This window comes from Halorubrum sp. SD612 (genome assembly GCF_002135005.1).
This window is the reverse complement of the sequence record NZ_NEWI01000035.1, coordinates 1-25136: the sequence shown is the minus strand read 5'-3', so window position 1 is coordinate 25136 and position 25136 is coordinate 1. Positions and strand designations below refer to the sequence as shown.

General features: G+C 71.8%; 23 protein-coding genes and 1 pseudogene. 15 read left to right on the top strand and 9 right to left on the bottom strand.

Features of this window, described 5'->3' with window-relative positions; all coding sequences use genetic code 11:
* The 6 genes from B9G38_RS06050 to trxA form a co-directional block, all read left to right on the top strand.
* The coding region (locus B9G38_RS06050) for a GTP--adenosylcobinamide-phosphate guanylyltransferase (protein WP_086219807.1) at nucleotides 1-500 on the top strand (500 nt) is incomplete at its 5' end.
* Nucleotides 497-1576: an aminotransferase class I/II-fold pyridoxal phosphate-dependent enzyme gene (locus B9G38_RS06045; RefSeq protein ID WP_086219806.1), complete on the top strand. Its 1080-nt coding sequence runs from the start codon at nucleotides 497-499 to the stop codon at nucleotides 1574-1576. The genes B9G38_RS06050 and B9G38_RS06045, both read left to right, overlap by 4 nt.
* Entirely contained in the window at nucleotides 1569-2333 is a 765-nt protein-coding gene (locus tag B9G38_RS06040; RefSeq protein WP_086219810.1) for an adenosylcobinamide amidohydrolase, read from the top strand. Before B9G38_RS06045 ends, B9G38_RS06040 begins: the two co-directional genes overlap by 8 nt.
* Nucleotides 2330-3082, top strand: a complete 753-nt coding sequence (locus B9G38_RS06035; protein ID WP_086219805.1) for a cob(I)yrinic acid a,c-diamide adenosyltransferase — start codon at nucleotides 2330-2332, stop codon at nucleotides 3080-3082. The genes B9G38_RS06040 and B9G38_RS06035 overlap by 4 nt, the downstream gene beginning before the upstream one ends.
* A 19-nt stretch (nucleotides 3083-3101) precedes the next feature.
* On the top strand, nucleotides 3102-4727 hold the full coding sequence (locus B9G38_RS06030; protein ID WP_086219804.1) for a cobyric acid synthase: 1626 nt from the start codon (nucleotides 3102-3104) through the stop codon (nucleotides 4725-4727).
* Nucleotides 4728-4784: 57 nt separating this feature from the next.
* The gene (gene trxA, locus B9G38_RS06025) at nucleotides 4785-5270 is read left to right on the top strand and encodes a thioredoxin (protein ID WP_049931408.1); all 486 of its coding nucleotides are present in this window, start codon (nucleotides 4785-4787) and stop codon (nucleotides 5268-5270) included.
* A gap of 21 nt (nucleotides 5271-5291) precedes the next feature.
* Here trxA and B9G38_RS06020 read toward each other — a convergent pair whose 3' ends face one another.
* Nucleotides 5292-5987: a helix-turn-helix domain-containing protein gene (locus B9G38_RS06020; RefSeq protein WP_086216790.1), complete on the bottom strand. Its 696-nt coding sequence runs from the start codon at nucleotides 5985-5987 to the stop codon at nucleotides 5292-5294.
* Nucleotides 5988-6174: 187 nt separating this feature from the next.
* Here B9G38_RS06020 and B9G38_RS06015 point away from each other — a divergent pair, with 187 nt between their 5' ends.
* From B9G38_RS06015 to B9G38_RS06005, 3 genes and pseudogenes are all read left to right on the top strand, one after another.
* Nucleotides 6175-7101, top strand: a complete 927-nt coding sequence (locus B9G38_RS06015) for a hypothetical protein (protein WP_086219809.1) — start codon at nucleotides 6175-6177, stop codon at nucleotides 7099-7101.
* A gap of 188 nt (nucleotides 7102-7289) precedes the next feature.
* Nucleotides 7290-9383, top strand: coding sequence for a formate dehydrogenase subunit alpha (gene fdhF / locus B9G38_RS06010; protein WP_086219803.1), 2094 nt, complete (start codon nucleotides 7290-7292; stop codon nucleotides 9381-9383).
* 114 nt (nucleotides 9384-9497) lie between these two features.
* Nucleotides 9498-11192: pseudogene (locus tag B9G38_RS06005) on the top strand (methyl-accepting chemotaxis protein).
* Nucleotides 11193-11250: 58 nt separating this feature from the next.
* Here B9G38_RS06005 and B9G38_RS18030 read toward each other — a convergent pair.
* Nucleotides 11251-11421: a hypothetical protein gene (locus B9G38_RS18030; RefSeq protein ID WP_155120035.1), complete on the bottom strand. Its 171-nt coding sequence runs from the start codon at nucleotides 11419-11421 to the stop codon at nucleotides 11251-11253.
* A gap of 83 nt (nucleotides 11422-11504) precedes the next feature.
* Nucleotides 11505-11810, bottom strand: coding sequence for a MazG-like family protein (locus tag B9G38_RS06000; RefSeq protein WP_049931405.1), 306 nt, complete (start codon nucleotides 11808-11810; stop codon nucleotides 11505-11507).
* A gap of 126 nt (nucleotides 11811-11936) precedes the next feature.
* On the opposite strand from B9G38_RS06000, the gene npdG reads away from it, so the two are divergent.
* Nucleotides 11937-12605 carry an NADPH-dependent F420 reductase gene (npdG, locus tag B9G38_RS05995; RefSeq protein ID WP_086216180.1) on the top strand — a complete coding sequence of 223 codons (669 nt, stop codon included), beginning with the start codon at nucleotides 11937-11939 and terminating at the stop codon, nucleotides 12603-12605.
* Nucleotides 12606-12817: 212 nt separating this feature from the next.
* Entirely contained in the window at nucleotides 12818-13660 is an 843-nt protein-coding gene (locus tag B9G38_RS05990) for a polyprenyl synthetase family protein (RefSeq protein WP_086219802.1), read from the top strand.
* A gap of 36 nt (nucleotides 13661-13696) precedes the next feature.
* Here the strand turns inward: B9G38_RS05990 and B9G38_RS05985 are convergent, their stop codons facing one another.
* From B9G38_RS05985 to B9G38_RS05960, 6 genes are all read right to left on the bottom strand, one after another.
* Entirely contained in the window at nucleotides 13697-14848 is a 1152-nt protein-coding gene (locus B9G38_RS05985; protein ID WP_086219801.1) for a multicopper oxidase domain-containing protein, read from the bottom strand.
* 121 nt (nucleotides 14849-14969) lie between these two features.
* Nucleotides 14970-16022 (bottom strand): ABC transporter ATP-binding protein, encoded by a 1053-nt coding sequence (locus B9G38_RS05980; protein WP_086219800.1) that lies wholly within the window; start codon nucleotides 16020-16022, stop codon nucleotides 14970-14972.
* Entirely contained in the window at nucleotides 16019-17377 is a 1359-nt protein-coding gene (locus tag B9G38_RS05975; RefSeq protein WP_233127165.1) for an ABC transporter ATP-binding protein, read from the bottom strand. The genes B9G38_RS05980 and B9G38_RS05975 overlap by 4 nt, the downstream gene beginning before the upstream one ends.
* Nucleotides 17374-18393: an ABC transporter permease gene (locus tag B9G38_RS05970; RefSeq protein WP_049931401.1), complete on the bottom strand. Its 1020-nt coding sequence runs from the start codon at nucleotides 18391-18393 to the stop codon at nucleotides 17374-17376. The genes B9G38_RS05975 and B9G38_RS05970 overlap by 4 nt, the downstream gene beginning before the upstream one ends.
* Before the next feature lies 1 nt (nucleotide 18394).
* Nucleotides 18395-19387: an ABC transporter permease gene (locus B9G38_RS05965; RefSeq protein ID WP_049931400.1), complete on the bottom strand. Its 993-nt coding sequence runs from the start codon at nucleotides 19385-19387 to the stop codon at nucleotides 18395-18397.
* 28 nt (nucleotides 19388-19415) lie between these two features.
* Nucleotides 19416-21032, bottom strand: a complete 1617-nt coding sequence (locus B9G38_RS05960; protein ID WP_086219799.1) for an ABC transporter substrate-binding protein — start codon at nucleotides 21030-21032, stop codon at nucleotides 19416-19418.
* A gap of 183 nt (nucleotides 21033-21215) precedes the next feature.
* On the opposite strand from B9G38_RS05960, the gene B9G38_RS05955 reads away from it, so the two are divergent.
* The 4 genes from B9G38_RS05955 to B9G38_RS05940 all read left to right on the top strand — a co-directional run.
* The gene (locus B9G38_RS05955; RefSeq protein WP_086216806.1) at nucleotides 21216-21671 is read left to right on the top strand and encodes a hypothetical protein; all 456 of its coding nucleotides are present in this window, start codon (nucleotides 21216-21218) and stop codon (nucleotides 21669-21671) included.
* Nucleotides 21672-21745: 74 nt separating this feature from the next.
* Nucleotides 21746-22459: a phosphoribosyltransferase family protein gene (locus B9G38_RS05950; protein WP_086219798.1), complete on the top strand. Its 714-nt coding sequence runs from the start codon at nucleotides 21746-21748 to the stop codon at nucleotides 22457-22459.
* A gap of 126 nt (nucleotides 22460-22585) precedes the next feature.
* Nucleotides 22586-23965, top strand: coding sequence for an NCS2 family permease (locus B9G38_RS05945; RefSeq protein WP_086219797.1), 1380 nt, complete (start codon nucleotides 22586-22588; stop codon nucleotides 23963-23965).
* An 85-nt stretch (nucleotides 23966-24050) separates the two neighbouring features.
* Nucleotides 24051-25136, top strand: a 1086-nt coding sequence (locus B9G38_RS05940) for a glycerate kinase (protein WP_086219796.1), incomplete at its 3' end; no start/stop codon positions are given.

Here is a 25136-nt window from a genome sequence, read left to right as displayed (position 1 = left end):
CGCCGGGCGACGGGTACGTCGCGGATCTTCAGGCGGCGCTGGCCGAGGGTCCGGAACCGCCGGTCCTCACGGTCGCGGTCGACCTCCCGCTGCTTGACGGGCCGGCGGTCGACGCCGTCCTCAACGCCCACGCCGCGGCCGGGGGGGAATCGTTGTCGATCCGCGTCCCCGCCGCACGCAAGTACGAGTTAGGCGCGAGCGCCGACGCCGCGACCCGGTACGACGACGGCGACGGCGACGAAGCGGCTGGCGAAGCCGTGGACCCGCCCGACGAGCGCGTCCCGGCCGGCGTCAACGTCGTCGGAGCGATCGACGGCGCGGGCGACGAGGCCGTCCGCGCGACCCGCGACGCCCGCCTCGCGCTCAACGTCAACCGCCCCGGAGACCGTCGGCTCGCCGAGCGGATCCTCGCCGGCGAGTGCGACGCCCCGACCCTCCCGACCGGCGGGGTCGAGTGGCTCGGCGAGCCGGGAGCCGCCGAGGGAGGTGACCGGTCGTGAATCGCGAGCGCGCGGCGGCGCTCGGACGCGAACCCCACGGAAGTACCGACGACCCGGACCTGCTGGACTTCAGCGCGAACACGAACCCGGTGGTCCCGGCAGGCGTCGAGCGCGTCTACCGTGCGGCCTTCGAGACGGCGCGGACGTACCCGCCGGAGCCCCCGGAAGCGTTCCGGGCGGCCGCGGCCGACTACGTCGGCTGCGAGCCCGAGAATGTGGTCCCGACGCCCGGCGGGCTGGCCGCGATCCGGACGGCGATCGCGCTCGCGGTCGACCCGGGCGACTCGGCCCTGCTCCCCGCGCCGAGTTTCGGCGAGTACGCCCGCGAGGTCCGACTTCGGGGCGGCGATCCCTCGTTCGTCGACGCCGAGCGCGTCCTCGACGCCGACCCGCGCGGCCACGCCCTGGCGGTCGTCTGTACGCCGAACAACCCGACCGGGGCCGGCTACGACCGCGAGGCGCTGCTCGCGTTCGCGGAGCGTTGCCGCGCGGCCGACACCGTGCTGCTCGTCGACGAGGCGTTCCTCGGGTTCACCGAGCGCGAGTCGCTCGCGGGCACCGACGGCGTCGTCGTCGCGCGGGCGCTCACCAAGCTGTTCGGGCTTCCCGGGATCCGGGCCGGATTCGCGGTCGCGACGGGCGACCTCGGCGCGGCGATGCGGGGCGCGCGCCGGGCGTGGAACGTGAGCGCCCCGGCGCTCGCGACCGGGGAGTACTGCCTCCGGCAGACGGCGTTCGTCCGCGAGACCCGCGACCGCGTCCGCCGCGAGCGCGGGCGGCTGCGGACCGGCCTCGGCGAGCGGTACGACGTGGCGCCCTCCGAGGCCCCGTTCCTGCTCGTCGACGTCGGCGACCGCGACGTGGACCGCGTCGTCGCGCGCGCCCGGGAGCGGGGCGTCGCCGTCCGCGACGCGCGGACGTTCCGGGGCCTCGACTCGCACGTCAGGGTCGCGGTCCGCCACCCGGCGGAGAACGACCGGCTCCTCGCGGCGCTCGGCGTCGACGGCGAGGAAGACGACGACGAAGCGGACGCCGAGACGGGAGACGGCGGCGGAGGTGGGGACGCCGATGTTTGAGGCGACCGTCAGCGAGGGCGTCCTCCGGCTCCGGCGGCCGGGGACGCGCTGGCTCTCGACCGGGTGGGACGGCGGGCGGTCGCGGGCGGCGACCGCGTACAACGTCACCGTCCCGAAGGGGTTCGCCCGGACCGACCTCGGGACCTACCGCGACGAGCGGCTGGCGCGGGCGGGGTTCGCCGCCGAGGCGGACGGGCGGAGCGCCGAGGGGAGCGACGGCGACCGCGACGCGCCGCCGACGCTGTTCACGGGCGTCTCGATGGAGCACGCCCGCGGCGCGCGGCTCGGGCCGGTCGTCGCGTACGCGACGGTCGGCCTCTCGAACCCCGCGATGCTGCCGATGGAGCCGACGGACGAGGGCGAGCCGGTCGATTCGGGCGCCGACGCCGCCGGCTCGCCGGTCGACCCCCCCGGAACGGTGAACCTGATCGTCGGCGCGACGCGGCGGCTCGCCCCCGGGGCCGCGGCGAACCTCGTCGCGGTCGCGGCCGAGGCGAAGACGGCGACGCTGCTCGCGGGGGCGGGGATTCCGGGGACGACGAGCGACGCCGTCGTCGTCGCCGACGATCCGGAGGGCGAGCCGGCGGAGTTCTCCGGGAGCGCCACGGCGGTCGGCGGGGCGGCCCGCGCCTGCGTCCGGGACGCGGTCCGCGCGAGCCTGCGGTCGCGGTACCCGGACGGCGACGTGCCCGGACCGGCGGTCGACGCCGAACACGGCGTCGTCACCGGCGACCGGGCGGAGGTTTTCGACCCATGACCACGAACCACGACGACACCGACGACGAGGAACCGACCGACGCGCACGAGGAAACACCGACCGACGCCGGCGAGGGAGCCGCAGGCGACCGCGCCCGCACCCCGGGCGGCGGCGCGGCCCCGGAGCCGGAGCCGATCGAGCCGGCCGCCCCCGAGGAGTTCGGACTGGTCCAGGCGTTCTGGGGCGACGGCAAGGGGAAGACCACCGCGGCGATGGGGATGGGCTTCCGGGCCGCGGGCCACGGCTACCGCGTCCACATGCTCCAGTTCATGAAGGGCGGCGCGGACAGCGTCGAGGGCGTCAGGGGCGAATACAACGCGATCGCGGCCGTTCCGGGCTTCACCTACGAGAACGCCGGTCACTACGGCTGGCACGGCCTGCTCGACGGGTCGGCCGACGACGAGCACGAGGCGAAGGCGGCGGCCGCCTTCGACCGCGCGGAGGCGCTCGTCATGGGCGCTGCGGAGGCAGACCTGACCGAGCCGCTCGCACTCGACGGGGCCCCCGAGGCGGGCGTCCACCTGCTGATACTCGACGAGCTGCTGTACGCGGCGGACCGCGGGCTCGTCGACCCCGACGACGTCGTCGCCCTCGTCGAGTCGAAGCCGGACGGCCTCGAACTCGTCCTCACCGGGAGCCACGCCGAACCCGACTACCTCGACGGCGTCGCCGACCTGATAACGAACGTCCGGAAGGTCGCGCACCCGTTCGACGACGGGCAGCGCGCCCGGCGCGGGACGGAGTACTGACGATGAGGGCCGCGCGACCGTGACCGACGCCGGCGCGGACGAGGGCGGCGGGGCCGAGGCGGACCCGGAGAGTGACGCCGACACCGTCCTGATCGCGGGCACGGCGAGCCACGTCGGCAAGAGCACGCTCGCGGCCGGCCTCTGTCGGCTGCTCGCGCGGCGGGGCGTCTCGGTCGCCCCGTACAAGGCCCAGAACATGAGCAACAACGCGCGGGTCGCGCCGACCCCGGACGGCGAGTGGGGCGAGATCGGCGTCTCCCAGCACGTCCAGGCCCGGGCGGCCGAGACCGTGCCGACGACCGACGTGAACCCCGTCCTGCTCAAGCCGCGGGGCGGCGGCGAGAGCCAGGTGATCGTCGACGGCGAGGCGGTCGCGAACGCCCCGGCGTCCGCGTACTACGACGACCACTGGGCGACCGCCCGCGCGGCCGCGGTCGCCGCCCACGAGCGCCTCGCGGCCGAGTACGACGTGATCGTCGCCGAAGGCGCGGGGAGCATCGCCGAGATCAACCTCCACGACCGCGACCTCGCGAACGTCGAGTGCGCGCGGTTCGCGGACGCGGCGATCCTGATCGCGGTCGACATCGAGCGCGGCGGCGCGTTCGCGAGCCTCTACGGGACCCTCGAACTGCTCCCCGACGACCTCCGCGAGCGCGTGTGCGGCGCCGTGATCACGAAGTTCCGCGGCGACCCGGCCCTCCTCGAACCCGGGATCGACGAGATCGAGGCCCGAACCGGCGTGCCCGTCGTCGGCGTCGTCCCGCACGACGACCCGGGGCTCCCGGCGGAGGACAGCCTCTCGCTGCCCGACGCGGCGACCGCCGAGGACGGAAGCGGTGGCGGCGGGACCGGTAGCGGCGGCGTCCTCGGCACCGACGACGGCGTTCCGGACGACGAGGCCGTCCGGGTCGGGGTCCCGCGGCTGCCGCGCATCTCGAACTTCACCGACCTAGAGCCGCTCGCGCGCGAGCCGGGAGTCCGCGTCGCCTACCTCCCGCTCGACGCCGCGCTCGACGGGGTCGACGCGGTGGTCCTCCCGGGGTCGAAGAACACCGTCGACGACCTGCTCGCACTCCGCGAGGCCGGCTTCGACGGCGCGCTGCGCGCGTTCGACGCCCCCGTGGTCGGCGTCTGCGGCGGGTACCAGCTGCTCGGCGAACGGCTCCTCGACGCGGCCGTCGAGGGCGTCGGCGACCGCGAAGCGGTTCCGGGGGTCGGCCTCCTGCCAGTCGAGACGCGGTTCTCGACGGAGAAGCGCGTCGAGCGCGTCACCCGGGCGGTCGACGGCGTCGGCCCGATCGCCGGCGCCGAGGGGCGCGCGACGGGCTACGAGATCCGCGCCGGGCGGACGCGGGTCCTCGACGACGGGGAGCGGGACGCCGCGGCGACGCTGCTCGCGACCGAGCCGCTCGGTGCCGAGGGCGTCGCCACCGACCGCGTCCTCGGGACGTACCTCCACGGACTCTTCGAGACGGCGGCCGTGCGCGACGCCTTCGTCGAGACGGTCTTCGCGAGCGCGGGCCGGACGCGCCCGGACGCGACGACCGCCGACAGGTCGCCGTACGAGCGCGCGGCCGACCTCGTCGCGGACCACGTGGACCTGGCCGCCGCCGGGCTCGACGAGCTCCTCGGGTCCGCGGAGTGAGGCGACGGGGGATCCGAAGGCGGAAAGTATATTGTCCTAAACACCCAATACTGGCGCATGAGCGACGCAGCCGAAGCGAACGAATCGACGGGAGACGACGCGAAGACCGAGCGCGAGCGGATTCGCGAGCAGAAGCGCCGAGAGCTGGAAGCGCGCCTCGGCGACGGCGACGCGCTCGACGAGGGCGCCGGAACCGAGACGGGCGACGGCGGGGCGGCGACCCCGGACGAGCCGATCCACGTGAACGGACCGGACGAACTCCAGCGCACGGTCGACGAGCACGACGTCGTCCTCGTGGACTGTTACGCCGACTGGTGTGGCCCCTGTCAGATGATGGAGCCCACGATCGAGGCGCTCGCGGCCGAAAGCGACGCCGCGATCGCCAAGGTCGACGTCGACGCGAACCAGGCGGTCGCCCAGCAGCTGGGCGCGCGCAGCATCCCGACGCTCGTCCTGTTCGCCGGCGGCGAGGCGGTCGACCGGTTCGTCGGCGCGCAGGACCGGGCGACGCTCGAATCCGCGATCAACGAACACGCCGCCTGACGCGGCGGGGGAGCAGAGCCCTCAGTTCTCCGCGAGCGTCTCCTCCAAGAGCTTCCGCTGTGCGGTCGCGAGGTGCTCGGCGAACGTCGAGGGAGAGATGTCGAGCGCGTCGGCGACCGCGCTCGCGTTGGCGTCGCGGGGGCGTTCGAAGTAGCCCATGCGGTAGGCGGTCCGCAACACCTCGCACTGGCGATCGGTGAGGCGGCCGCGGTCGACGAGGGTCCGGTCCGACACCTCGTCGCCGCGCGCCGACCCCTCGACGAGGTAGCGGACCTCGACGCGCTCCGCCGTCCCGTCGAGCGCCGAGACGATGTCGCGCAGGCGTTCGAGGTCGGGGAGGTGGAGCGTCAGGAGGAGGACGCCGTCCTCGGCGCGGGCGTCCGCGATCGGGCAGTCGAGCTCCTCGATTATCCGGCAGGCGCACGCCCCGTCGCGCGGGCGGTCGTACCGGTACACCCGCTCGTCGCCGAGGTCGACGACCGAGGTGGGCGTCGGGACCCCCTCCGCGCGGTCGACCGCGTCCGGGTCGCGGGCGCGGAACTCCTCGGTGTGCGTGTCACCCACGTGCGTCCAGTTGACGCCGGTTATCGGTCCGTCGTGGACGGTCGACGCGGCGACGACCGGACACCCCTCGGTCCCGTGGATCGCGACGCCGGCGCGAACGCCCCCGTGCGCGGCCGCGACACCGTCGTCTGCCGGCTTCCCTCCGGTTCCCATCAGATCGGGGTTAGCACGACGGGTACAAATGCCTGATCCACGATACACCGGTCCCGTGACCGGGTCTCGCAGAGAACACCCGCAATACTGAGGGCCGGTCGGTATCGGTCCGCGCCCCGGAGTCGCAGCCGTGACACGAGCGATCCACGCACTCGGAGCGATCGCCCTGGCCGGCGCCGGGGGCGGAATGAGCGTCGCGGCGGCCGCGGGGTTGGCCGGCGGCGCCGGAGGCGGACCGAACCTGCTGGCCGGCGCGGTCGTCCTCGCGGTCGGCGCGGTGAGCCTCGGCGCCACCGTCGCGAGGGAGACCCGGGACGCGCTGCGGACGGACGGCTTCGGCGTCACGCGGACCGACCTCGGCAACGCGACCGCCGTCGCCGCCGCGGCGCCGATCACGTACGCCCTCTCCGTGCGGGTGGGCGTCGGCGCGGTCGTCGCGTCCGCGCTCGTTGGGCTCTGCGCGCACCTCCTGACCGAGACGTACGGCGCCCCCGCCTACTGCGGTTCGTTCGTCGGGATGGCGACCCCCGCGGCCGACGCCGAACTCGGGTCGGTGGCCGCCGCCGGCCTCGTCGCCGCCGGCGTCTTCGTCGCCGCCAAGCGCGCGTTCAACGGGTTCGGCGGGAAGCTCGGCACGACGGCGTTCGTCGGCTGCCTGTCGGTGGCGGCGCTCGGCGGGCTGACTCCCGGCGCGGGGACGGTCCCGGAGCCGGCCGTCGCGACGGGGCTCGTCGCCGCGGCGGCCGTCGCCGCGCCCGTCACGTACCTCGTGAGCGTTCAGCTCGACCACGGCCCGGTCGTCGCCTCCGCCGTCGTCGGGCTCGCGGCCGGCCTCGTCTGTCCGCCGCTGTTCGCCGCGGGCGACGCGGTCGCTGCGGTCGCCTTCTGCGCGTCGTTCGCCGGGATGGCCACCCCGGAGCGGATCCCAGGGCCCGGCGCGATGCTGTTGGCCGGCGGGACAGCCGGCGTGGCGTTCGTCGGCGCGGCGCCGTACTTCGTCGGCTTCGGCGGGAAGCTCGGCACGATCGCGTTCGCCGCCTGCCTCGTGACCGCGGGCGCCCTGTCTCTCGGCCGCCTGCTCGCGCCGGCGGGGAGCGACGCCGTGACCGGGTGACTCGCCGCCGCGTCGGGGGGCGCGAAGACGGCAGACGAACACCGTCGACCGGCGCGAGAAGCGGGCGGACATCGAGGCGAGGGGACGGATACCGAGACGGGAGGGCCGGCACCGAGACGAGAGGGTAATTAAAACACCACGCTACGCCGGGGGTGTTCGGAGGGTGCTGGGGCTCCTACGTGGGACCGATGCCCGATCCGACCGAACGGAGCTTCGAGTCGAGCCCCACCGTCTGTCCGTTCTGCGGCGTCGGCTGCCAGATCGAGTACGCCGACCGCGGCGGCGCGACCGGCGTCGAGGGGGCGGTGAACGCCAAGGGAGAGATCTGCCCGAAGGGGGCGGCCGCGTTCGACGTGGTCGACCACGAGGACCGCCTGACGGAGCCGCTGGTCCGACACGACGGGCACTTCGTCACCGCGCCGTGGGGGGAGGCGCTCGACCGCGTCGCGAGCGGAATCGGGCGCGTGGTCGACGAGCACGGCCCCGACGCCGTCCAGTTCTTCGCGTCGTCGAACTGTACGAACGAGGAGAACTACGTCCTCCAGAAGCTCGCGCGCGTCCTCGGGACCAACAACGTCGACAACTGCGCGCGGCTCTGTCACTCCTCGACCGTCGCGGCGATGAGCGAGCGGTTCGGGGCTGGCGCGATGACGAACACGCTCGACGACCTCCGGGAGACGGACTGCCTGTTCGTCAACGGGGCCAACCCGGCCGAGCAACACCCCGTGGCGTTCCGGTCGTACCTCCTCCCGGCGATCCGCGACGGCGCGACGCTGGTCCACGTCGACCCGCGCGCGAACGACACCACCGAGGCGGCGGACGTCCACCTGCCGCTGCGCCCCGGCACCGACATCGAGGTGGCGAACGCGGTCGCGGCGGTCCTCGTCGAGGAGGACCTCGTCGACGAGTCGTTCCTCGACGAGCGCACGACCGGGTTCGACCGCCTTCGCGGCCACCTCGCCGGCGTGGACGTCGCCGCGAACGCCGAGGCGGCCGGCGTCGACCCGGAGGCGATCCGGGAGGCCGCCCGGGCGTACGGCGAGGCCGACCGCGCCGCGATCGTGACGGGGATGGGGACGAGCCAGCACCGCTGCGGCACCGACAACGTCCACGCCCTGCTCAACCTCGCGCTGCTGACCGGCAACGTCGGCCGCCCCGGGACGGGCGTGAACCCGCTGCGGGGCCAAAACAACGTTCAGGGCACGAGTGACGTTGGAGGACTGCCAGGCGTGCTCCCCGGGTACGAGCCCGTGACGGACGCGGCCGCCCGCGAGCGCGTCGCCGAGGTGTGGGGGGTCGAGCCGCCGGCGGAGCCCGGCCTCACCGAGGTGGAGGCGACCCACCGGTTCGGCGACGAGGTGCGCGCGGCGGTCGTCTTCGGCGAGAACCCGGCCGTCACCGAGCCGAACGCGACGGCGGTCGCGTCGGCGTTCGACGACCTCGACTTCTGCGTCGTCATCGACCTGTTCGAGACGGCGACGGCCAAGCACGCGGACGTGGTCCTCCCCGGGAGCGCGTGGGCCGAGAAGGCCGGGACCGTGACGAACACCGACCGGCGCGTGATGCGGATGCGGCCGAACGCGGACCTGCCGGGGAACGCGCGACGGGACTTCGAGATCCTCACCGACCTCGGCCAGCGGCTGACCGACCGGCCGGACGCGTTCGACCACGACGGCCCGGAGGCGGCCTTCGAGGAGCTGACCCGCGTCGCCCCGATCTACGAGGGGATGAGCTACGCGGAGATCGGCGGCGGCTACCAGCGGTGGCCGTTCTCGGCGAGCGACGGGGCCGGCACCGACGTGTTACACGCGGAGACGTTCGCGACGAGCGAGCGCACCGCCCCGCTCGCGGTCGTCGACCCGGTCCCGCCCGCGGACGAACTCGACGCCGGCGAGCTGACGCTGACGACCGGTCGCGTGATGCAGCACTTCAACAGCGGGGCGCTCAGCCGGCGCTCCGACCGACTCGTGGCGATGCGGGGCGAGGACGCGCTCCAGATCCACCCGGCGGACGCCGCCGATCGCGAGATCGAGGACGGCGACCGAGTGACCGTCTCGAACGAGCGCGGGAGCGTCGAGGTCGCCGCCGAGGTCACGCCGGCGGTCCGCGAGGGCGTCGTGTTCTGTACGTTCCACTACCCGGACCCGCTCGCGAACGCGCTGACGGGCGACGCGCTCGACCCGGCGGCGAAGATCCCCGAGTTCAAGCACTCGGCGGTCGCGGTCGAGCCGGTCGCCGACGGGGACGCGCCCGCGGAAGGCGACGCGGCCGGCGCCGACTGAACGGGCGCCGACGCGGGGTCGGCCGTCCGTCGCGGATAGGCGGCACGAATCGCCGGTATCAGCCGTGAGACCTGGGGGTGGCCGTTTATATAACCCAAGCGGAGAGGTCTCAGCATGGCTACATCGGGAGAGTACGGCCGGCACGACTTCGGTCAGGGCGGCTTGAACGACGGGCTCGACGTGGGTGAGCTGGTCGACGAGATCGGTCTCGACGGGGACGAGATCGCGTGGCGAAAGGAGTTCGTCGGCTTCGACGCAGAAGACGAGCGGCGACTGAGCCGGTACGAGGACGCGTTCGCGGAGAACGCGGAGCAGATCGCGGACGACTTCTACGAGAACCTCACCGAGCACGAGCAGACGACCGCGGTGATCGGCCGGTCCGACAAGGGGCTCGAACAGCTCAAGCGGACCCAGTCGGCGTACCTCGTGACGCTCGCGGGGGGCGAGTACGGGACGGAGTACTTCGAGGACCGGGCGCGGATCGGCAAGATCCACGACATGCTGGAAATGCCGATGAAACACTACATCGGGCAGTACGGCGTCTACTACGACCTGATCCTCCCGCTTATCGGCGACCGGCTCGTCGACTCGCTCACCGACCGGCTGGCCCCCGACGACGGCGGGACGGTCGACGACGAGACCGCGACGGCGGTCGAGGCGGAGGTCGACGACGCGATCGAGGACCTGCTCTCCGTCCTCCGGATCGTCAACCTCGACATGTAGGTCGTCACGGACACGTACATCCACTCGTACAGCGAGAAGCTCTCGGCGGCCGTCGAGCGGAACGAGGAGCTGATGGCGGAGGTGGAGGCGGAGGTCGAAGACCCGATCAGCGACCTCCGCGAGTCGGCGGGCGACGTCGCCGAGAGCGCCGCCGAGGTGGGCGACGCGGCCGAGGAACAGTCGCGGCGGGTCGCCGAGGTCTCCTCCGAGGTCGCGAACCTCTCGGCGACCGTCGAGGAGGTGGCGTCGACGGCCGACGAGGTCGATCGGACGAGCAGCCGGGCAGAGGCCCTCGCGGAGGACGGCCGTGACGCGGCCGACGACGCCGCGTCGGCCATGGACGACATCGGCGACGCGGTCGACGAGGTGGCGGCCGACGTGGAGGCGCTTCAAGAGCGGGTCGAGGAGATCGACGAGTTCGTCGACGCGATCGACGGGATCGCCGACCAGACGAACCTGCTCGCGCTCAACGCCTCGATCGAGGCGGCCCGGGCCGGCGAGGCGGGTGCCGGGTTCGGCGTCGTCGCCGACGAGATCAAGTCGCTCGCGGAGGAGTCGCAGGGGCACGCGAGCGACATCGAGTCGATGGTCGACGGCATCCGCGCCGACACCGAGGAGACGGTCGAGAGCCTCTCGGAGACGACGGTGCGAGTCGACGAGGGGAGCGAGCGCGTCGGCGACGCGGCGGAGAGCCTCACCGACATCGCCGAGGCAGTCACCGAGACGGCCGACGGGATCGACGAGGTCTCCGACGTGACCGACGAGCAGGCCGCGGCCGCCGAGGAGATCGCCGCGACGATCGACGGGGTGGTCGAGCAGTCGAATCAGATCTCGGAGCGGATGGGAGAGCTCGCGGAGGAGAGCGAGTGCCAGTCCGCGGCGGTCGAGGAGGTCGAGCGCAGCGTGCGCCGGCTGTCCGCCGACGGCGGCGACGACGGATTCCAAGCGGCGTCGGTGACGGACGGCGGCCGGTCGATCCCGGCGGGGCTACCGGAAGGGATGCCGGAGTTCGTGATCGACCGCCTCTCCGACGAGGAGTTACAGGCGATCGCGGCCGGCGACCTAGAGATGGACGACCTCCGGTGAGCCGGTCGGCGTGACCGGCGCGTCGGAGGCGCAGGAGTCGCGGCCCGAGCGGTCGGACTCAGGGGACGAAGTACGCGTCCGGTCCTCGAACGCCGGAGAGCTCGCGGAGCGCGGGGGCGCCGCACCGGTCGCAGGCGTCCGGCTCCGCAGCGGCGTCGGCCCGGGCGAACACCGTCTCGCAGGCGTCGCAGGCGACGTAGCGGAGCGCGAGCGACGGGGTGTCGGTCATGGGCGGGGTAGGCGGCCGACGCACTTGAACCGACGCCCGGGGCGGGTCGGTCTCGCCCGGACCCGGCGTCGCCGGTCGGGTCACTATTGCCCGGACCCGGCGTCGCCGGAGGACGCGATCCGCGCCTCGTACTTCGCCAGCGACTCGTCGAGCGCCTCGGCGGCGTCGGCGTCCGCCGCCTCGGCGAGCGCGAGCAGCGCGAACAGCGCGTCGCCGATCTCGTCGGTCGCGATCGCGGCGGCGTCCGGCTCGCTCCCGTAGTCGGTCGAGGTCGCAACCTCCTTGGCGATCTCGCCGACCTCGCTCTCGAGGTCGAGGACCCGGTGCGCGAGGTCGGTCTCTAACCCGTGCTCGGCGACGAAGGCGGCGACGCGGTCCTGCTCGTCCATACGCGTGGCCTCCCTCGCCTCGGTAAAGAATCCTCCCGCTTCGGTCGCCCCGAGACCGCGGGCTTCGGTGGTGGCGAGGACGGCCGGTCGCGCAACCCCTAACACGCGAGCGACCCCAGTGTTCGTATGCGAATCGCGATACTCGGCGGCACCGGCGACATCGGCGAGGGGCTCGCGCTCCGGCTGGCGGCGGACACCCCGCACCGGATCGCGGTCGGGTCGCGGGAGGCCGAGAAGGCCGAGACCAAGGCCGAGGAGTACACGACCGAACTGGAGAGCCGCGGGCTCGACGCCGCGGTGACCGGCGGGGAGAACGCCGCTGTCGCCGCCGACGCCCGCGTCGTCGTCCTCGCGGTGCCGCCGTATCACGTCGGCGACACCGTGGAGGCGGTGGCGGGGTCGCTGGACGACGGCGACGTGCTCGTCTCGCCCGCTACGGGGATGAAACGCGACGACGAGGGGTTCCACTACCACAAGCCCGGCGCGGGCTCAGTGACCGCGATCGTCGCCGACGCGGCGCCGGGGGGCGTCGCCGTCGTCGGCGCGTTCCACAACCTCGCCGCCGCGCGGCTGGCGAACCTCGACGCCGACCTCGGCGTCGACACGCTCGTCATCGGCGACGACGAGGACGCGAAGCGAACGGTCGCGGACGTCGCCGAGGGGATCGAGGGGCTCCGCGCGCTCGACGCGGGCGGGATCGCCAACGCACCCGAGATCGAGGCGCTGACGCCGCTTCTGATCAACGTCGCCTCGAACAACGACGGGCTCAACGACCTAGGCGTTCGGTTCCAGTAGGACCGGAGGCGGACCGTCGCCGGGCGCTATGACGAACGGATGACCGCCCGCGGATCGGCGGCGAACGCCGCCGGAGTCCCGGCTCGGCGGTGAGGTTCCGGGGCCGCGAACCACGGGAGAGATCCCCGGGCGAGCGTCGGCGCAGTCGTCCGGATCTCCGCCGGCACGGCGTTCCGTTAGGCCTTTGCGCGCCGGGGCCCTCCGGTCGGTAGATGGAGTACTTGCAGCGTCGGGTCGGGCTGGTCGAAGACCGGATCGAGTCGGTCATCGACGACGTCGAGCCCGAGGAGCTGTCCGGTGAGGTGGGGCACGTCGTCCTCGCGGGCGGCAAGCGCGTCCGCCCCGCGGTGACCGTCCTCGCCTGCGAGGCGTTCGACGGCGACCCCGAGGAGGCGGTCGACTTCGCGGCCGGTATCGAGTTCGTCCACAACGCCTCGCTCGTGATCGACGACATCATCGACCGCTCCGAGGTCCGCCGCGGCACCCCCGCCGCGTGGGCGGAGTTCGGCTACGGCCCGGCGATCATCGCGAGTGACGGCCTGCTCGGCGAGGCGTTCGCGCTGTTCTCCGCCGAGCCGCGCGCGATGCGCACCGTCGCCGAGGCGATGGTCGAACTCGGCGAGGGCGAGGCGACCGAGCTCGCCGCGCGCCCGACCAACGAGGCCGAGTACATGGACCTGGCGCGCCGGAAGACGGGCGCGCTGTTCCGCGCCGCCGCCGAGTTGGGCGCGGTCGCGGGCGGCGCCGACCCCCACGCGATCGACTCGTTCGGCGAGTACGCGGAGCGCGTCGGCGTCGCCTTCCAGATGCGCGACGACGTGTTGGACGCCACCGCCGACGCCGACGACCTCGGCAAACCGACCGGACAGGACGCTGAGATGGACCGCCCGAGCGTCCTCCAGGTCACGTCGCTGTCGCCCGAGGAGATCAACGAGCGTGCCCGCGCCGAGTCGGAGCGCGCGCTCGCCGCCCTCAACGACGCCGATCCGCCCGAGACCGAGGCGATCGAGTACCTGCGCGACCTCGCAGAGTTCGTCGTCGTCCGCGAACGGTGATCGGAAGAGAGCGTTCGTGCGGTCAGATCCCGGCGCTCAGATCTCGTACTCCGCTTTCTCCATGAGGTCCGCGAACACCTCGGTCCCCATCGCCTCCTCGTAGACGATGGCAGTGAGCATCCCGCCGGGGTAGACGCCGCCGTTCTGGACGTGGTCCACCTTGTGGCAGTGCATCGGGTAGATGCCGGGGTCCGCGTCCGCCTCGAACTCGACGGTGTACCGCTCCGCGGGCGCGACGTTCACCACGTCCTCAGGTAATTGCAGTACCTCGGGGTACGGCGCGCCGTCCTTCTCCACCGTGCGGAACCGGTGGTTGTGCGTGTGCATCGGGTGCGACATGAACCCCGCGTTGACCAGGTGGAGCCGCACCGTGTCGCCCTCGCTGACGACGACCGGCGAGCCGTGGTCGGGGTTGAGCGTGTACGGCGCGACGCGGCCGTTGATCGTGAACGCGTCGGGGCGACGGTCCTGAACGTCGTAGCTGACGTCCGCGCCGCCGTACGACCGGGAGAGCCGCGTGTCCCAGTCTTTCAGCGTCATGAACTGCTCGACGTCGGCTTCCTCGTACCCCTCGGGGTCGATCCGGAGGATCCCGTACATCCCCATGTCCATGTGCATCGGGGTGTTGAAGTGGCAGTGGTAGAGGTGGGTGCCGGGCACGTCCGCGCCGATCTGGTAGGTGTGCTCCTCGCCGGGCATCACGGTGATCCCCGTCGTGGACGGGACCCCGTCGTCCTTCCACGACTTCGAGACGCCGTGGAAGTGGAGCGTGTGCGGCATCTCCCCGCCGGTGTTGTCGAGGGTGATCGAGAGGTCGTCGCCCTCGGTCGCCCGGAGCACCGGGCCGGGGACGCTCGGCGTCCCGTCGTCGGCCTGGAACGCCCACGTCACCGGCATCTCGACCGGCCCGCCCAGCGATCTCCCGGGGTGGGCCGCGTGTCGGGCGTGGACCGAGCGCAGCGTCACCTCGCGGCCGCGCTCGTCGAGGTCGACGACCTCCGGCGACCCCGTCTCCGGGAGCGTCGGCCCGTCGTCGGTCGCCGGCGGGTCCGCGTCGTCGCCGGCGCTCGCGGTGGGGGTGGCCTCGTTCAGACAGCCCGCCAGCCCGGCGACGCCCGAGAGCCCCGCGGCCTGAAGGATCGTTCGTCGCGCGAAGCCGCCGTCGGAGACGGAGTCGTTCTGCGACATGTCTCAAGCGAGGGGGTGGGGAGAGATAACCCGGACGCGGCTTCCCGGTTCGAGACACGACGAGCGAACCAGTTCGTCCGCGAGCACATAAATGCGGCAGCGACCGCGGCGACCGGATCGCTCAGTCGTCCGCCGGCTCCTCGGCGGCCGCGTTCTCGCCGATGGGCTCGCTGTCCCAGTAGGCGTGGTCGTCGTCCGTCCGGAAGCAGGTCGCCGTGCGCTCCTCGCCGAGGTCGTACCCCGGGGGGGTCGACTCCCGGCAGGCGGCCCGCGCCTCCGGACATCGGGTGTGGAACCGACACCCGCTCGGCGGGTTCCGCGGCGAGGGCACGTCGCCGCGGAGCGTGGTGAACTCCTCGTCTCGCGCGTCCGTGCTCGCTCGCGGGACGCTCGACAGGAGCGCCTTCGTGTACGGGTGGGCGGGGTCGTCGAAGATCTCCTCGACCGGCCCGATCTCGACGATCTCGCCGAGGTACATCACCGCGACGCGGTCGCAGACGTGGCGGACCACGCCGAGGTTGTGCGCGATGAAGAGGAACGTGAGCCCGAAGTCGTCCTGAAGGTCTTCGAGCAGGTTCAGGATCTGGGCCTGAACGCTCACGTCGAGGGCGGACACCGGCTCGTCGAGGACGACGAAGTCGGGGTCCAAAGCGAGCGCGCGGGCGATCCCGATCCGCTGTCGCTGCCCGCCGGAGAATTCGTGGGGGTACCGGTCCATCTGGTCGGCGGACAGCCCGACGCGTTCGAGCAGGTCGCGGGCCGTCTCGCGCCGCTCAGCCCGGTCGGCCACGTCGTGGATCCGCAACCCCTCAGTGACGATGTCGCCGGTGGTCATCCGCGGGTCGAGACTGGAGAACGGGTCCTGGAACACGATCTGGGCGCGCCGGCGGAACTCCGTCAGCTCCCGCGACCCCATGCCCCGCACGTCCTTGCCGTCGAAGGTGATCTCGCCGGCGGTGGGCTCGCGGAGCCGCAACACCGTCTCGCCGGTCGTCGACTTCCCGCAGCCGGACTCGCCGACGAGCCCGAGCGTCTCGCCCTCGCGCACGTCGAAGGAGACGCCGTCGACCGCCTTCACGCTCTCCGACTCCTGTCCGAGCAGGCGGTCGACGAGCGACGGGTCGTCCGCGTAGTACTTTTTCAGCCCGTCGACGGAGAGCAGCGAGTCGCTCACTCGCCGTCACCTCCGTCGGCCGCGACCCCGTCGTCGGGATCGGCGGCGTCGCCCCCGTCGAAGTAGCCGTCGGGGAGCGCGTCGGCCGGGTCGTACTCGCGGTCCGCGAGGACGCACTTGGCGCCGTGGTCGGCGGCGGCGTCGACCGTCGCCTCGGGCGGCTTGTCGAGGCACGCCTCCATCGCCTTCGGGCACCGGTCCGCGAAGTAACACCGGTCGCCCATCTCGGCGTCGATCAGGCTCGGGACGTTGCCCGCGATCGGTTCGAGCCGCGCCCGCGGGTCGTCCACGTCCGGGATGGAGCCGAGCAGCCCCCGCGTGTACGGGTGAACGGTGTCCTCGAAGACGGAGTCGAGCGTGCCGCGCTCGACGATCTCGCCGGCGTACATCACGCAGACGCGGTCGCACATCTCGGCGATGACACCGAGGTCGTGTGTGATGAGCACGATGCTCATCCCGCGGTCCGCCTGGATCTCTTTCAGCAGGTTCAGGATCTGCGCCTGGATCGTCACGTCGAGGGCGGTCGTCGGCTCGTCGGCGATCAGCACGTCCGGCTCGCCGGCGAGCGCCTGCGCGATCATCGCGCGCTGGAGCATCCCGCCCGAGAACTGGCCGGGGTACTCGTCGACGCGCTCCTCGGGGTCGGGGATGCCGACCTGCCCGAGCAGCTCGACGGCGCGTTCCATGCTCTCCTCGCTCGTGTAATCTCGACCGGGGACGATCCCGTCGAGGAGGTACTTCCCGAGCCCGTACCCCTGCGTCCGCGAGCGGGTCGAGCGGGGGTTCGCCCGCGCCCGCCGCTGCACCTCGACCGCCTCGGCGATCTGTTCGCCGACGGTGATCGAGGGGTTGAAGCTGCTCATCGGGTCCTGGAAGATGACGCTGAACGAGGGGCCGCGCAGCGACCGCCGGACGCTGGGCGGCACGGTCCGGAGGTCGACGTGGTCGCCGTCGACCCCGACCCCCTCGGTCCCGCGGAACTCCTCGGCGAGGTCGGGGTCGCGGTACCACACCTCGCCGGCGGTGATCCGGCCCGGGGTCTCGACGAGGTCGACGAGCGACAGCGCCGTCACGGACTTGCCGGAGCCGGACTCGCCGACCACGCCGAGGATCTCGTCCTCGCGGAGGTCGAACGACGCCGACTCCACCGCGTTGATCTGCCCCTCTTCGGTGAAGAAGCGGGTCGAGAGGTCCCGGACCGACAGCACGTCGCCGGGCGCGGGCGCCCCGCTCGGCGTCGCCGCGCCGAGGCGTCCGGCGTCGGCGGTCGCGGCGGGGTCGCTCGCCCCGCCGTCGGTCGCCGCGGTCGGCTCGCTCCCCGCCGGGTCGTCGTCCGGCCGCTCGGCGTCGCTCATGCGGCACCCCCTTCGCCCTCGATACCGGGGTCCAAGGCGTCACGCAGCCAGTCGCCGAGCAGATTGATCCCGATCACCGACAGCATGATCGCGAGCCCGGGGATGGAGGCGATCCACCACTGGCCGGAGGAGACGTAGTCGCGCCCCTGCGCGATGTCGAAGCCCCACGACAGCGTGGTCCCGGAGAAGCCGAGGAACGACAGCGAGCTCTCCAAGAGGATGATCGCCGCCACCTGCACCGTCCCGAGGACGATGATCGGCGTGATCGCGTTCGGGAGGACGTGCCGGAGGATGATCGTGTTGTCGCCGGCGCCGAGCGCGCGCGACGCCTTCACGTACTCCTGCCCGCGCAGGGAGAGCGCCTCCCCGCGGGCGACGCGGGCGAACCACACCCAGTTGACGAGGCCGACGACGATCACCACCGTTATCGGCAATACGAAGCTGCTCGGCATCTCCGGCGCGAGGCCAGCGACGACGAACGGGTCGGGGACGTTCACCGCCGCGCGGCCCCACAGCCCGATCAGCGCGACCGCCAACACGAGCGAGGGGAACGCGAGGCTGATGTCCGCGATCCGCATCAGCGCGTCGTCGACCCGTCCGCGGTGGTAGCCGGCGAGCAGGCCGACCGGCACCCCAATCGACGCCGCCAAGAGCGTCCCGAGGACGCCGACGACGAGCGAGGTCCGGGCGCCGTACACCACTCGCGAGAACATGTCGCGACCGAGCCCGTCGGTGCCGAACACGTGGGCCGGGTCCGCGGTGATCTCGACCTCCTCGGTGACGGTCTGGATCTCGCCGTCGACCATCTGCGAGGAGGTCCGCTCCTCCGTCTGCGAGAAGCCGATCGGCGGCAGCTCGCTCTGGTTGAGCTGTTGGTCGTTCGGGTTGTGGGGCGCGATGAACGGGGCGAACACGGCGGCCAACACGATGATCACCACCAGCGCCAGCCCGAGCTTCGCGAGCCCGCTCTGTCTGAACTCCTTCTTGAGATTGCGAATGACACGTGAAGAGACCATGTTAGTCGGTCACCACCTCCGGGTCGAGGTAGGCGTACACAACGTCGACGAGGATGTTGACGAGGACGAAACTCGTCCCGATGACGATGAGGCTTCCCTGGAGCGCGGGCCAGTCCCGCTGGTTGATGCTCTCGATGACCAGCGTGCCGAGCCCGGGCCAGGAGAACACCGCCTCGGTGATCACGGCGCCGCCGATCAGCGTCCCGAGCTGGAGTCCGAGGACGGTGATCACGGGGATGAGGGTGTTCCGGAGCGCGTGTTTGTATCGGATCAGCGTCCGCGGGAGCCCCTTGGCGCGCGCGGCCTGGACGTAGCCCTGGCTGAGTTCGTCCAGCATCCCGGACCGCGTCAGCCGGGTGATGAGCGCCATGAAGTAGGTCCCCAAGGCGATCGCGGGCAGCGTGATGTACGCGAGCCACGTCAGCAGCGTCCCGACGAACGGCTCGGCGTTGACGACCGAGAGGGCGACGTCGCCGACGTCGACCCCGCGGCCGCTGGTGTTGAAGATGTTGAACTCCACCGCGAAGATCAGGATGAGCATGATCCCGAGCCAGAAGTTCGGCGTCGAGATGCCGCCGAGCGACAGCAGTGTCGCGCCGTAGTCGACCGGGTCGTTCCGGTTCGTGGCGCTGATCACGCCGAGCGGGATCGCCAAGACGATCGCCACGACGCTCGCGGCGACGGCGAGTTCCACGGTGGCGGGGAGGCGTTCGAAGACGAGGGTCGTGACCTCCTGTCCGCGGATGTAGGACCGGCCCATGTCGCCCTGGAGCAGCTCGAAGACGTACCGTCCGTACTGGACGTACAGCGGCTGGTCGAGCCCCAGTTCGGCGGCGATCGCCTGCCGCGTCTCCTGTGACGCGTCGAGCGGCGCGACCGCGTTGATCGGGCTCCCGGGGGTGACGAACCGGAGCGCGAACACGACCGTAATGACGCCCCAGACGACGCCGATCCCCTGGAGGCTTCTTTTGAGTGCGAATCTGCCGAGTGACATTACTAACGATATGGAGAGGTGAGTCGCGTTACTGCTGGGTCGCCGTGTCCGGGTCGATGAACTCGTCGGCCCGCGGTTCCCAGGAGATGTCGCTGGAGACGCCGTAGACGCTGAACTGCTGGTGCATGAACACCCACGGCGCGAGGTCGTGGGCGAGCTGGTTCGCCTCCTGGAGGATGTCGACGCGCTCGTCGGGGTCCTCGGTCGCCTCGGCGTCCGTGAGCAGCCCGTCGAGCTCGTCGTTTTTCAGCACCGTCAGCGCGCCCTCGGAGGAGAGCAGCGGCGTCAGCGTCTGGCTGCCGTCGAACTCCGCGTTCCCCCACCCGAGGAGGTTGAAGTGCGGGCGGTCCTCGATGTTCGGCGCGGTGACATCCTGAACGAGCGAAGAGAACTCACGCTGTTCGACCTCACAGGAGACGTTCGACAGCGAGTCTATCTGGCTGGCGGCCGCCTGCGCGATCTGGACGTCGCGGAGGTACCGGCCGATCGGCGTCTCGAGCGTGATTTCGACGCCCGCGTGCCCCGACTCCTCGACGAGCCGCTCGGCCTCGTCGGGGTCGTACGGATACGGGTCGATGTCGGGGTTGTAGCCGACGTGGCCGTCGAGGGTCGGCTGGGAGGTGATGTTGCCGAAGCCGTTGAGCACGTTCTCGATGATACTCTCGACATCGACCGCGTGGTTCATCGCCTGCCGGAACTGCTGGCTGGAGAACGGCTCCACGTCGTAGCGCATCTGGAGGAAGATGATCCGCGCGCTCGCGACGGAGTTGATCGTCGCCACGTCGGAGCTGTTCACCCGCGACACCTCGTTCGGCGGGACGTTCGTCACGATGTCCGTCTCCTCCGCGAGCAGCTGGTTGACCCGCGTGCTCGACTCGCTGGAGGCGGTCATGGTGAGCTCGTCGACCTCGGGCGCGCCGTCCCAGTACTCCTCGTTGGGCTCGTAGACGACTTGGTTCCCCGACTCGTAGTTCGTGAGGCGGAACGGCCCCGTCCCGTTGGCGTTCCGGTTGATGTAGTCGCCGCCGTTCTCCTCGACCCACGACTGCTGCATGATCGGGCCGTTCGTCGCGAACAGCTGGAAGGCGATCGGGTTGAACCCCTCGAAGGAGACCGTCACCTGCCCGTCGCCGGTCGTCACCTCGTCGACCAGGCCGAGGTCGTTGGACTGCGGGCTGACGATCCCGACGTCCTCGAAGACGATCCGGCGGATGCTGTACCGGACGTCCTGCGGCGTGACCTCGTCGCCGTTGTGGAAAGTGATCCCGTCGCGCAGCATAAACTGGACGCTACCGTCCTCGGTGCGCTCCCACTCGTTGGCGAGGCCGGCGATGATGCCGCCCTCCTTGTCGCGGTCGAGGAGGCCCTCGTACAGCTGGCCGACGATGATCTCGGTGTTCGTCTCGGCGTGGTCCTGCGGGTCGAGCCCGGAGTCCATCTGGCCCATGGTGACGCCGAGTTCGAAGCTGTCGCCGTCGCCACCGTCACCGCCGTCGCCGCCACCGTCGCCACCGTCACCGCCGTCGCCGCCACCGTCGCCGCCGTCGCCGCCTCCGGAACAGCCTGCGAGACCGACAGCACCGGCCGTTCCGGCGTACTTGAGCACCGTCCGCCTGTCGACATGATCGTCGTTGTCAGTAGGCATAGGCGATCCCATACGATAGAGAGTTATGAACCTACCGGCAGACCCGGCCCCTTTCGGCCCGACTGCCAACGGTCCGTCGACGGTAGCGCAGACGGGTCGGGGGCGAGCGCGGGTACGCGGGACAGGCACGATACGAGTCGGAAACCGACGCTTATGTACGGACGTGGGCGATAGCCGCGCGACATGGACGTACCCGATCCCGGACCGCGGTGGGGAGCGGTCGAGGAGGACGCGGAGTCGACGGCAGCGGCGTACCGAGAGCGCGGCTGGACCGCTGTCGCCGGACACCCCGGACAGGTGAACCCGGTCGCCGACGCGGCCCGCGTCGACGTGTTGTTACCGGAGTCGGAGTTCGAGGCGGCGCTCGAGGCGGTCGACGAGGCCGCGATCGACGGCGTCGACGTGTACGCGGGCGCCGCGGACGGCGTCGCGTACCGGCTGGTGGTCGCGACCGACGAGGCGGCGGCGGTGGCGCTCTGTATTCCGACGTACATCGGCGACGAAGACCTCGCCTCGCTGCGCGCGGCCGCGGCGGCGAACGGCGCGCTCACGGTCCGGCTGCGCCCGCTCGACGACCGCGACCACGTCGCGATCGCGATCGACGACCCCGCGGTGTTCTTCGACGCGCCCGAGTCGTGAGAACCACACTCGTGGGGTGTTCTCCCCGCGTGTGACTTCGACATGTTCATACTTGTGCGATCGCGATCATTAGTATGAACCGCGCAGAGAAGGCGGCCCTCCAGCTACAGGCGGTCGCCGTGTTGCGGATGCTGAAGGAGACGCGAACGTACGAGGAGCTGTCCGCGGTGACCGGGCTGCCCGCTGGCGACCTGAACCGGTACGTGAACGGGCACGTCCTGCCCGGCACCGACCGCGCGAGCGAGGTGGTCGAGTCGGTCGGCCGCGAGGCGCTCGCCGACGAGCTGGTCGCGCGCGTCGAGTTCGACGACGGGGGCTACGTCGACAACTCCGGCGTCGTCTTCGACCAGTCGTTCCTCGACCTCGTGGCGCCTGTGGCGGCGGAGACGTTCGAGTTCGAGTCGCCGGACGTGGTGTTGACGGCCGCGACGGACGGGATCACGCTCGGCGCGGCGATGGCCTCCTTCTTCGACGCACGCCTGGCGTACGCGAAGAAGTCGAAGGAGACCGCCGTCGAAGAGTTCATCGAGTCGCGCCAGCGGCTCGCCTCGGGCATCGAGCTCACCTACTACCTCCCCGCGAGCGCCGTCGACGCCGGCGACACGGTGTTGGTCGTCGACGACCTGATCCGGTCGGGCGAGACGCAAGAGCTCCTCTTGGACATCGCGCTCCAAGGCGACGCTGACGTTACCGGCGTGTTCGCGCTCATCGCCGTTGGCGACGAGGGGATGGACCGCGCGCGAGCGATCACCGACGCGCCGGTCGGCGCGCTGACCACGTTCGAGTAGCCACGTTCGCGCATACTCTTCGAGAATAAACAGGACTTTTTCGCGTTTTAATGCGCGTTTGTGTATATCTGAGCGCTTCGTTCAGCAAAGCTTATCACTCGATCTCGGGGAACATCTACCCGTTCAATGGGCCTTTCAGACACGCTCGCCGAGCGGTTCGACGTGGAGTCGCACGGGTCGGACGTCCGCACCGAACTGGTCGCCGGGCTCACGACGTTCCTCGCGATGTCGTACATCATCGTCGTGAACCCGTTCATCCTGGCCGACGCGATCCAGATACCCGGGTACGAGTTCTTCGAGGTGGTCCAGATGATCGCCATCGCGACCGTCCTCTCGGCGGCGGTGGGGACGGCCGTGATGGCGCTGTACGCGAACCGGCCGTTCGGGCTCGCGCCCGGGCTCGGGCTCAACGCCTTCTTCGCGTACACCGTCGTGCTGGGGCTCGGCGTGCCGTGGCAGACGGCGCTGGCCGCCGTCTTCGTCGAGGGGGTCCTGTTCATACTCCTGACCCTCGTCGGCGCGCGCGAGTACGTCATCCGGCTGTTCCCGGAGCCGGTGAAGCGCTCGGTCGGGGCCGGCATCGGCCTGTTCCTGCTTTTCATCGGGCTTCAGGAGCTCCAGATCGTCGTGCCGGACGAGGCGACGCTGGTCACGCTCGGCGGCGTCTTCGCGAACCCGTGGGCGATCCTCGGGGTCTTGGGGCTGGTGCTGACGTTCGTGCTGTGGGCGCGGAACGTCACGGGCGCCATCGTCATCGGCATCGCGACCACATCGATTGCCGGCTGGGCGCTCACTCTCGGCGGCGTCTTCGCCCGCGGGACGGTCACGCCGGAGACGCTGCCGTCGGCGCAGTACGACATCACGCCGCTCGCGGGCGCGTTCGTCGACGGGCTGGCGAACATCGACCCGCTCACGTTCGTGCTGGTCGTGTTCACGTTCTTCTTCGTGGACTTCTTCGACACCGCGGGGACGCTCATCGGCGTCTCGCAGTTCGGCGACTTCCTCGACGATGACGGCGACCTCCCCGACATGGACAAGCCGCTGATGGCCGACGCCGTCGGGACCACCTTCGGCGCGATGGTCGGCACCTCGACGGTGACGACGTTCATCGAGTCGTCCGCGGGCGTCGAGGAGGGCGGTCACACCGGGCTCACCGCCCTGGTCGTCGCCGCGCTGTTCCTCGCGTCGCTCGCCGTGATCCCCGTCGTCGCCGCGATCCCCGAGTACGCCTCCTTCATCGCGCTGATCGTCGTCGGCGTGATGATGCTTCAGGGGCTCGTCGAGGTCGACTGGGACGATCCCGCGTGGGCCGTCTCCGCCGGGCTCACGGTCACCGTGATGCCGTTCGCCTACTCCATCGCCGACGGGCTGGCGGCCGGTATCGTCGCGTACCCGATCATCAAGCTCGCGGTCGGCGAGGGCGACGAGGTCGCGCTCGGGCAGTACGCCATCGCCGCGCTGCTGGCGGTCTACTACGTCCTCTCGACCGCCGATCTCATCCTCTGAGCGGGGCCGGGCGGGGCTCCTCCGGGCGCCCCGGCGGAGTCCTCTTGAAGCGTCGGAACGCAGACGGGAATGAGCGATCCGACCCATGTCTGACGCACCCGACGACGCCGACCGTTCCGTGACCGTCGCGGACCGCGAGGGACACGCGGGCGATCCGGTCCGCGAACTCGCGCTCGACTGCGTCGTGGCCGGCATCGAGGCGGCGCACCCGGCCGGAGTGGTCGACGACGCCCTCGCGCTGGACGGCGACCGGCTGACGGTCGCGGGCGTCGAGGACGCGAACACGGCCCACGACGACGCGACGGCCGCCTACGACCTCGCCGCGTACGACCGCGTGCTGGTCGTCGGGGCGGGCAACGCGGCGGGCCACTTCGCGGCCGCGGTCGAGCGGCTCCTCGGCGGCCGGATAGCTGAGGGCGCGGTAGTCACGGACGACCCCGTCGAGACCGAGCGGGTCGCCGTCCTCCCCGGCGACCACCCGACGCCGAGCGAGACGGGCGTCGAGAGCGCCCGTCGGGTGCGGGCGCTCACGGCCGACGCCGGCGCCGACGACCTCGTGATTGGCCTGCTCACGGGCGGCGGGAGCGCGCTGCTGGCCGCGCCCGCCGACGGGATCGGGCTCGACGACCTGCGCGAGACGACCGAGGCGCTGCTGGCCAGCGGCGCGACTATCGACGAGATCAACGCGGTCCGCAAACACCTCTCGGCGGTGAAGGGGGGACGGCTGGCCCGGGCGGCCGCCCCCGCCGACGTCCTCGGCCTCGCGATCAGCGACGTGACCGGCGACGACCCGGCGGTGATCGCGAGCGGCCCGCTCTCGCCCGACCCGACGACCTACGCGGACGCGAACGCAGTCCTCGACCGGTACGGGGTCGACACCCCGGACGCCGTGACCGCGCGGCTCGACCGCGGCGCCGCAGGCGAGGTCGCGGAGACCCCCGAGACGGGCGACCCAGCGTTCGACGGCGTCGGGGTCCGGATCGTCGCGAGCGCGCGGACGGCCCTGAACGCGGCCCGGGAGGTCGCCGCGGCGCGGGGGTACGACCCGCTCGTGCTCTCCTCGCGGGTGCGCGGCGAGGCGCGGGAGGCGGCGAAGACCCACGCGGCGGTCGCCGAGGAGTGCCGGGCGGCGGGCGACCCGGTCGCTCCGCCCGCCGTCCTCCTCTCGGCC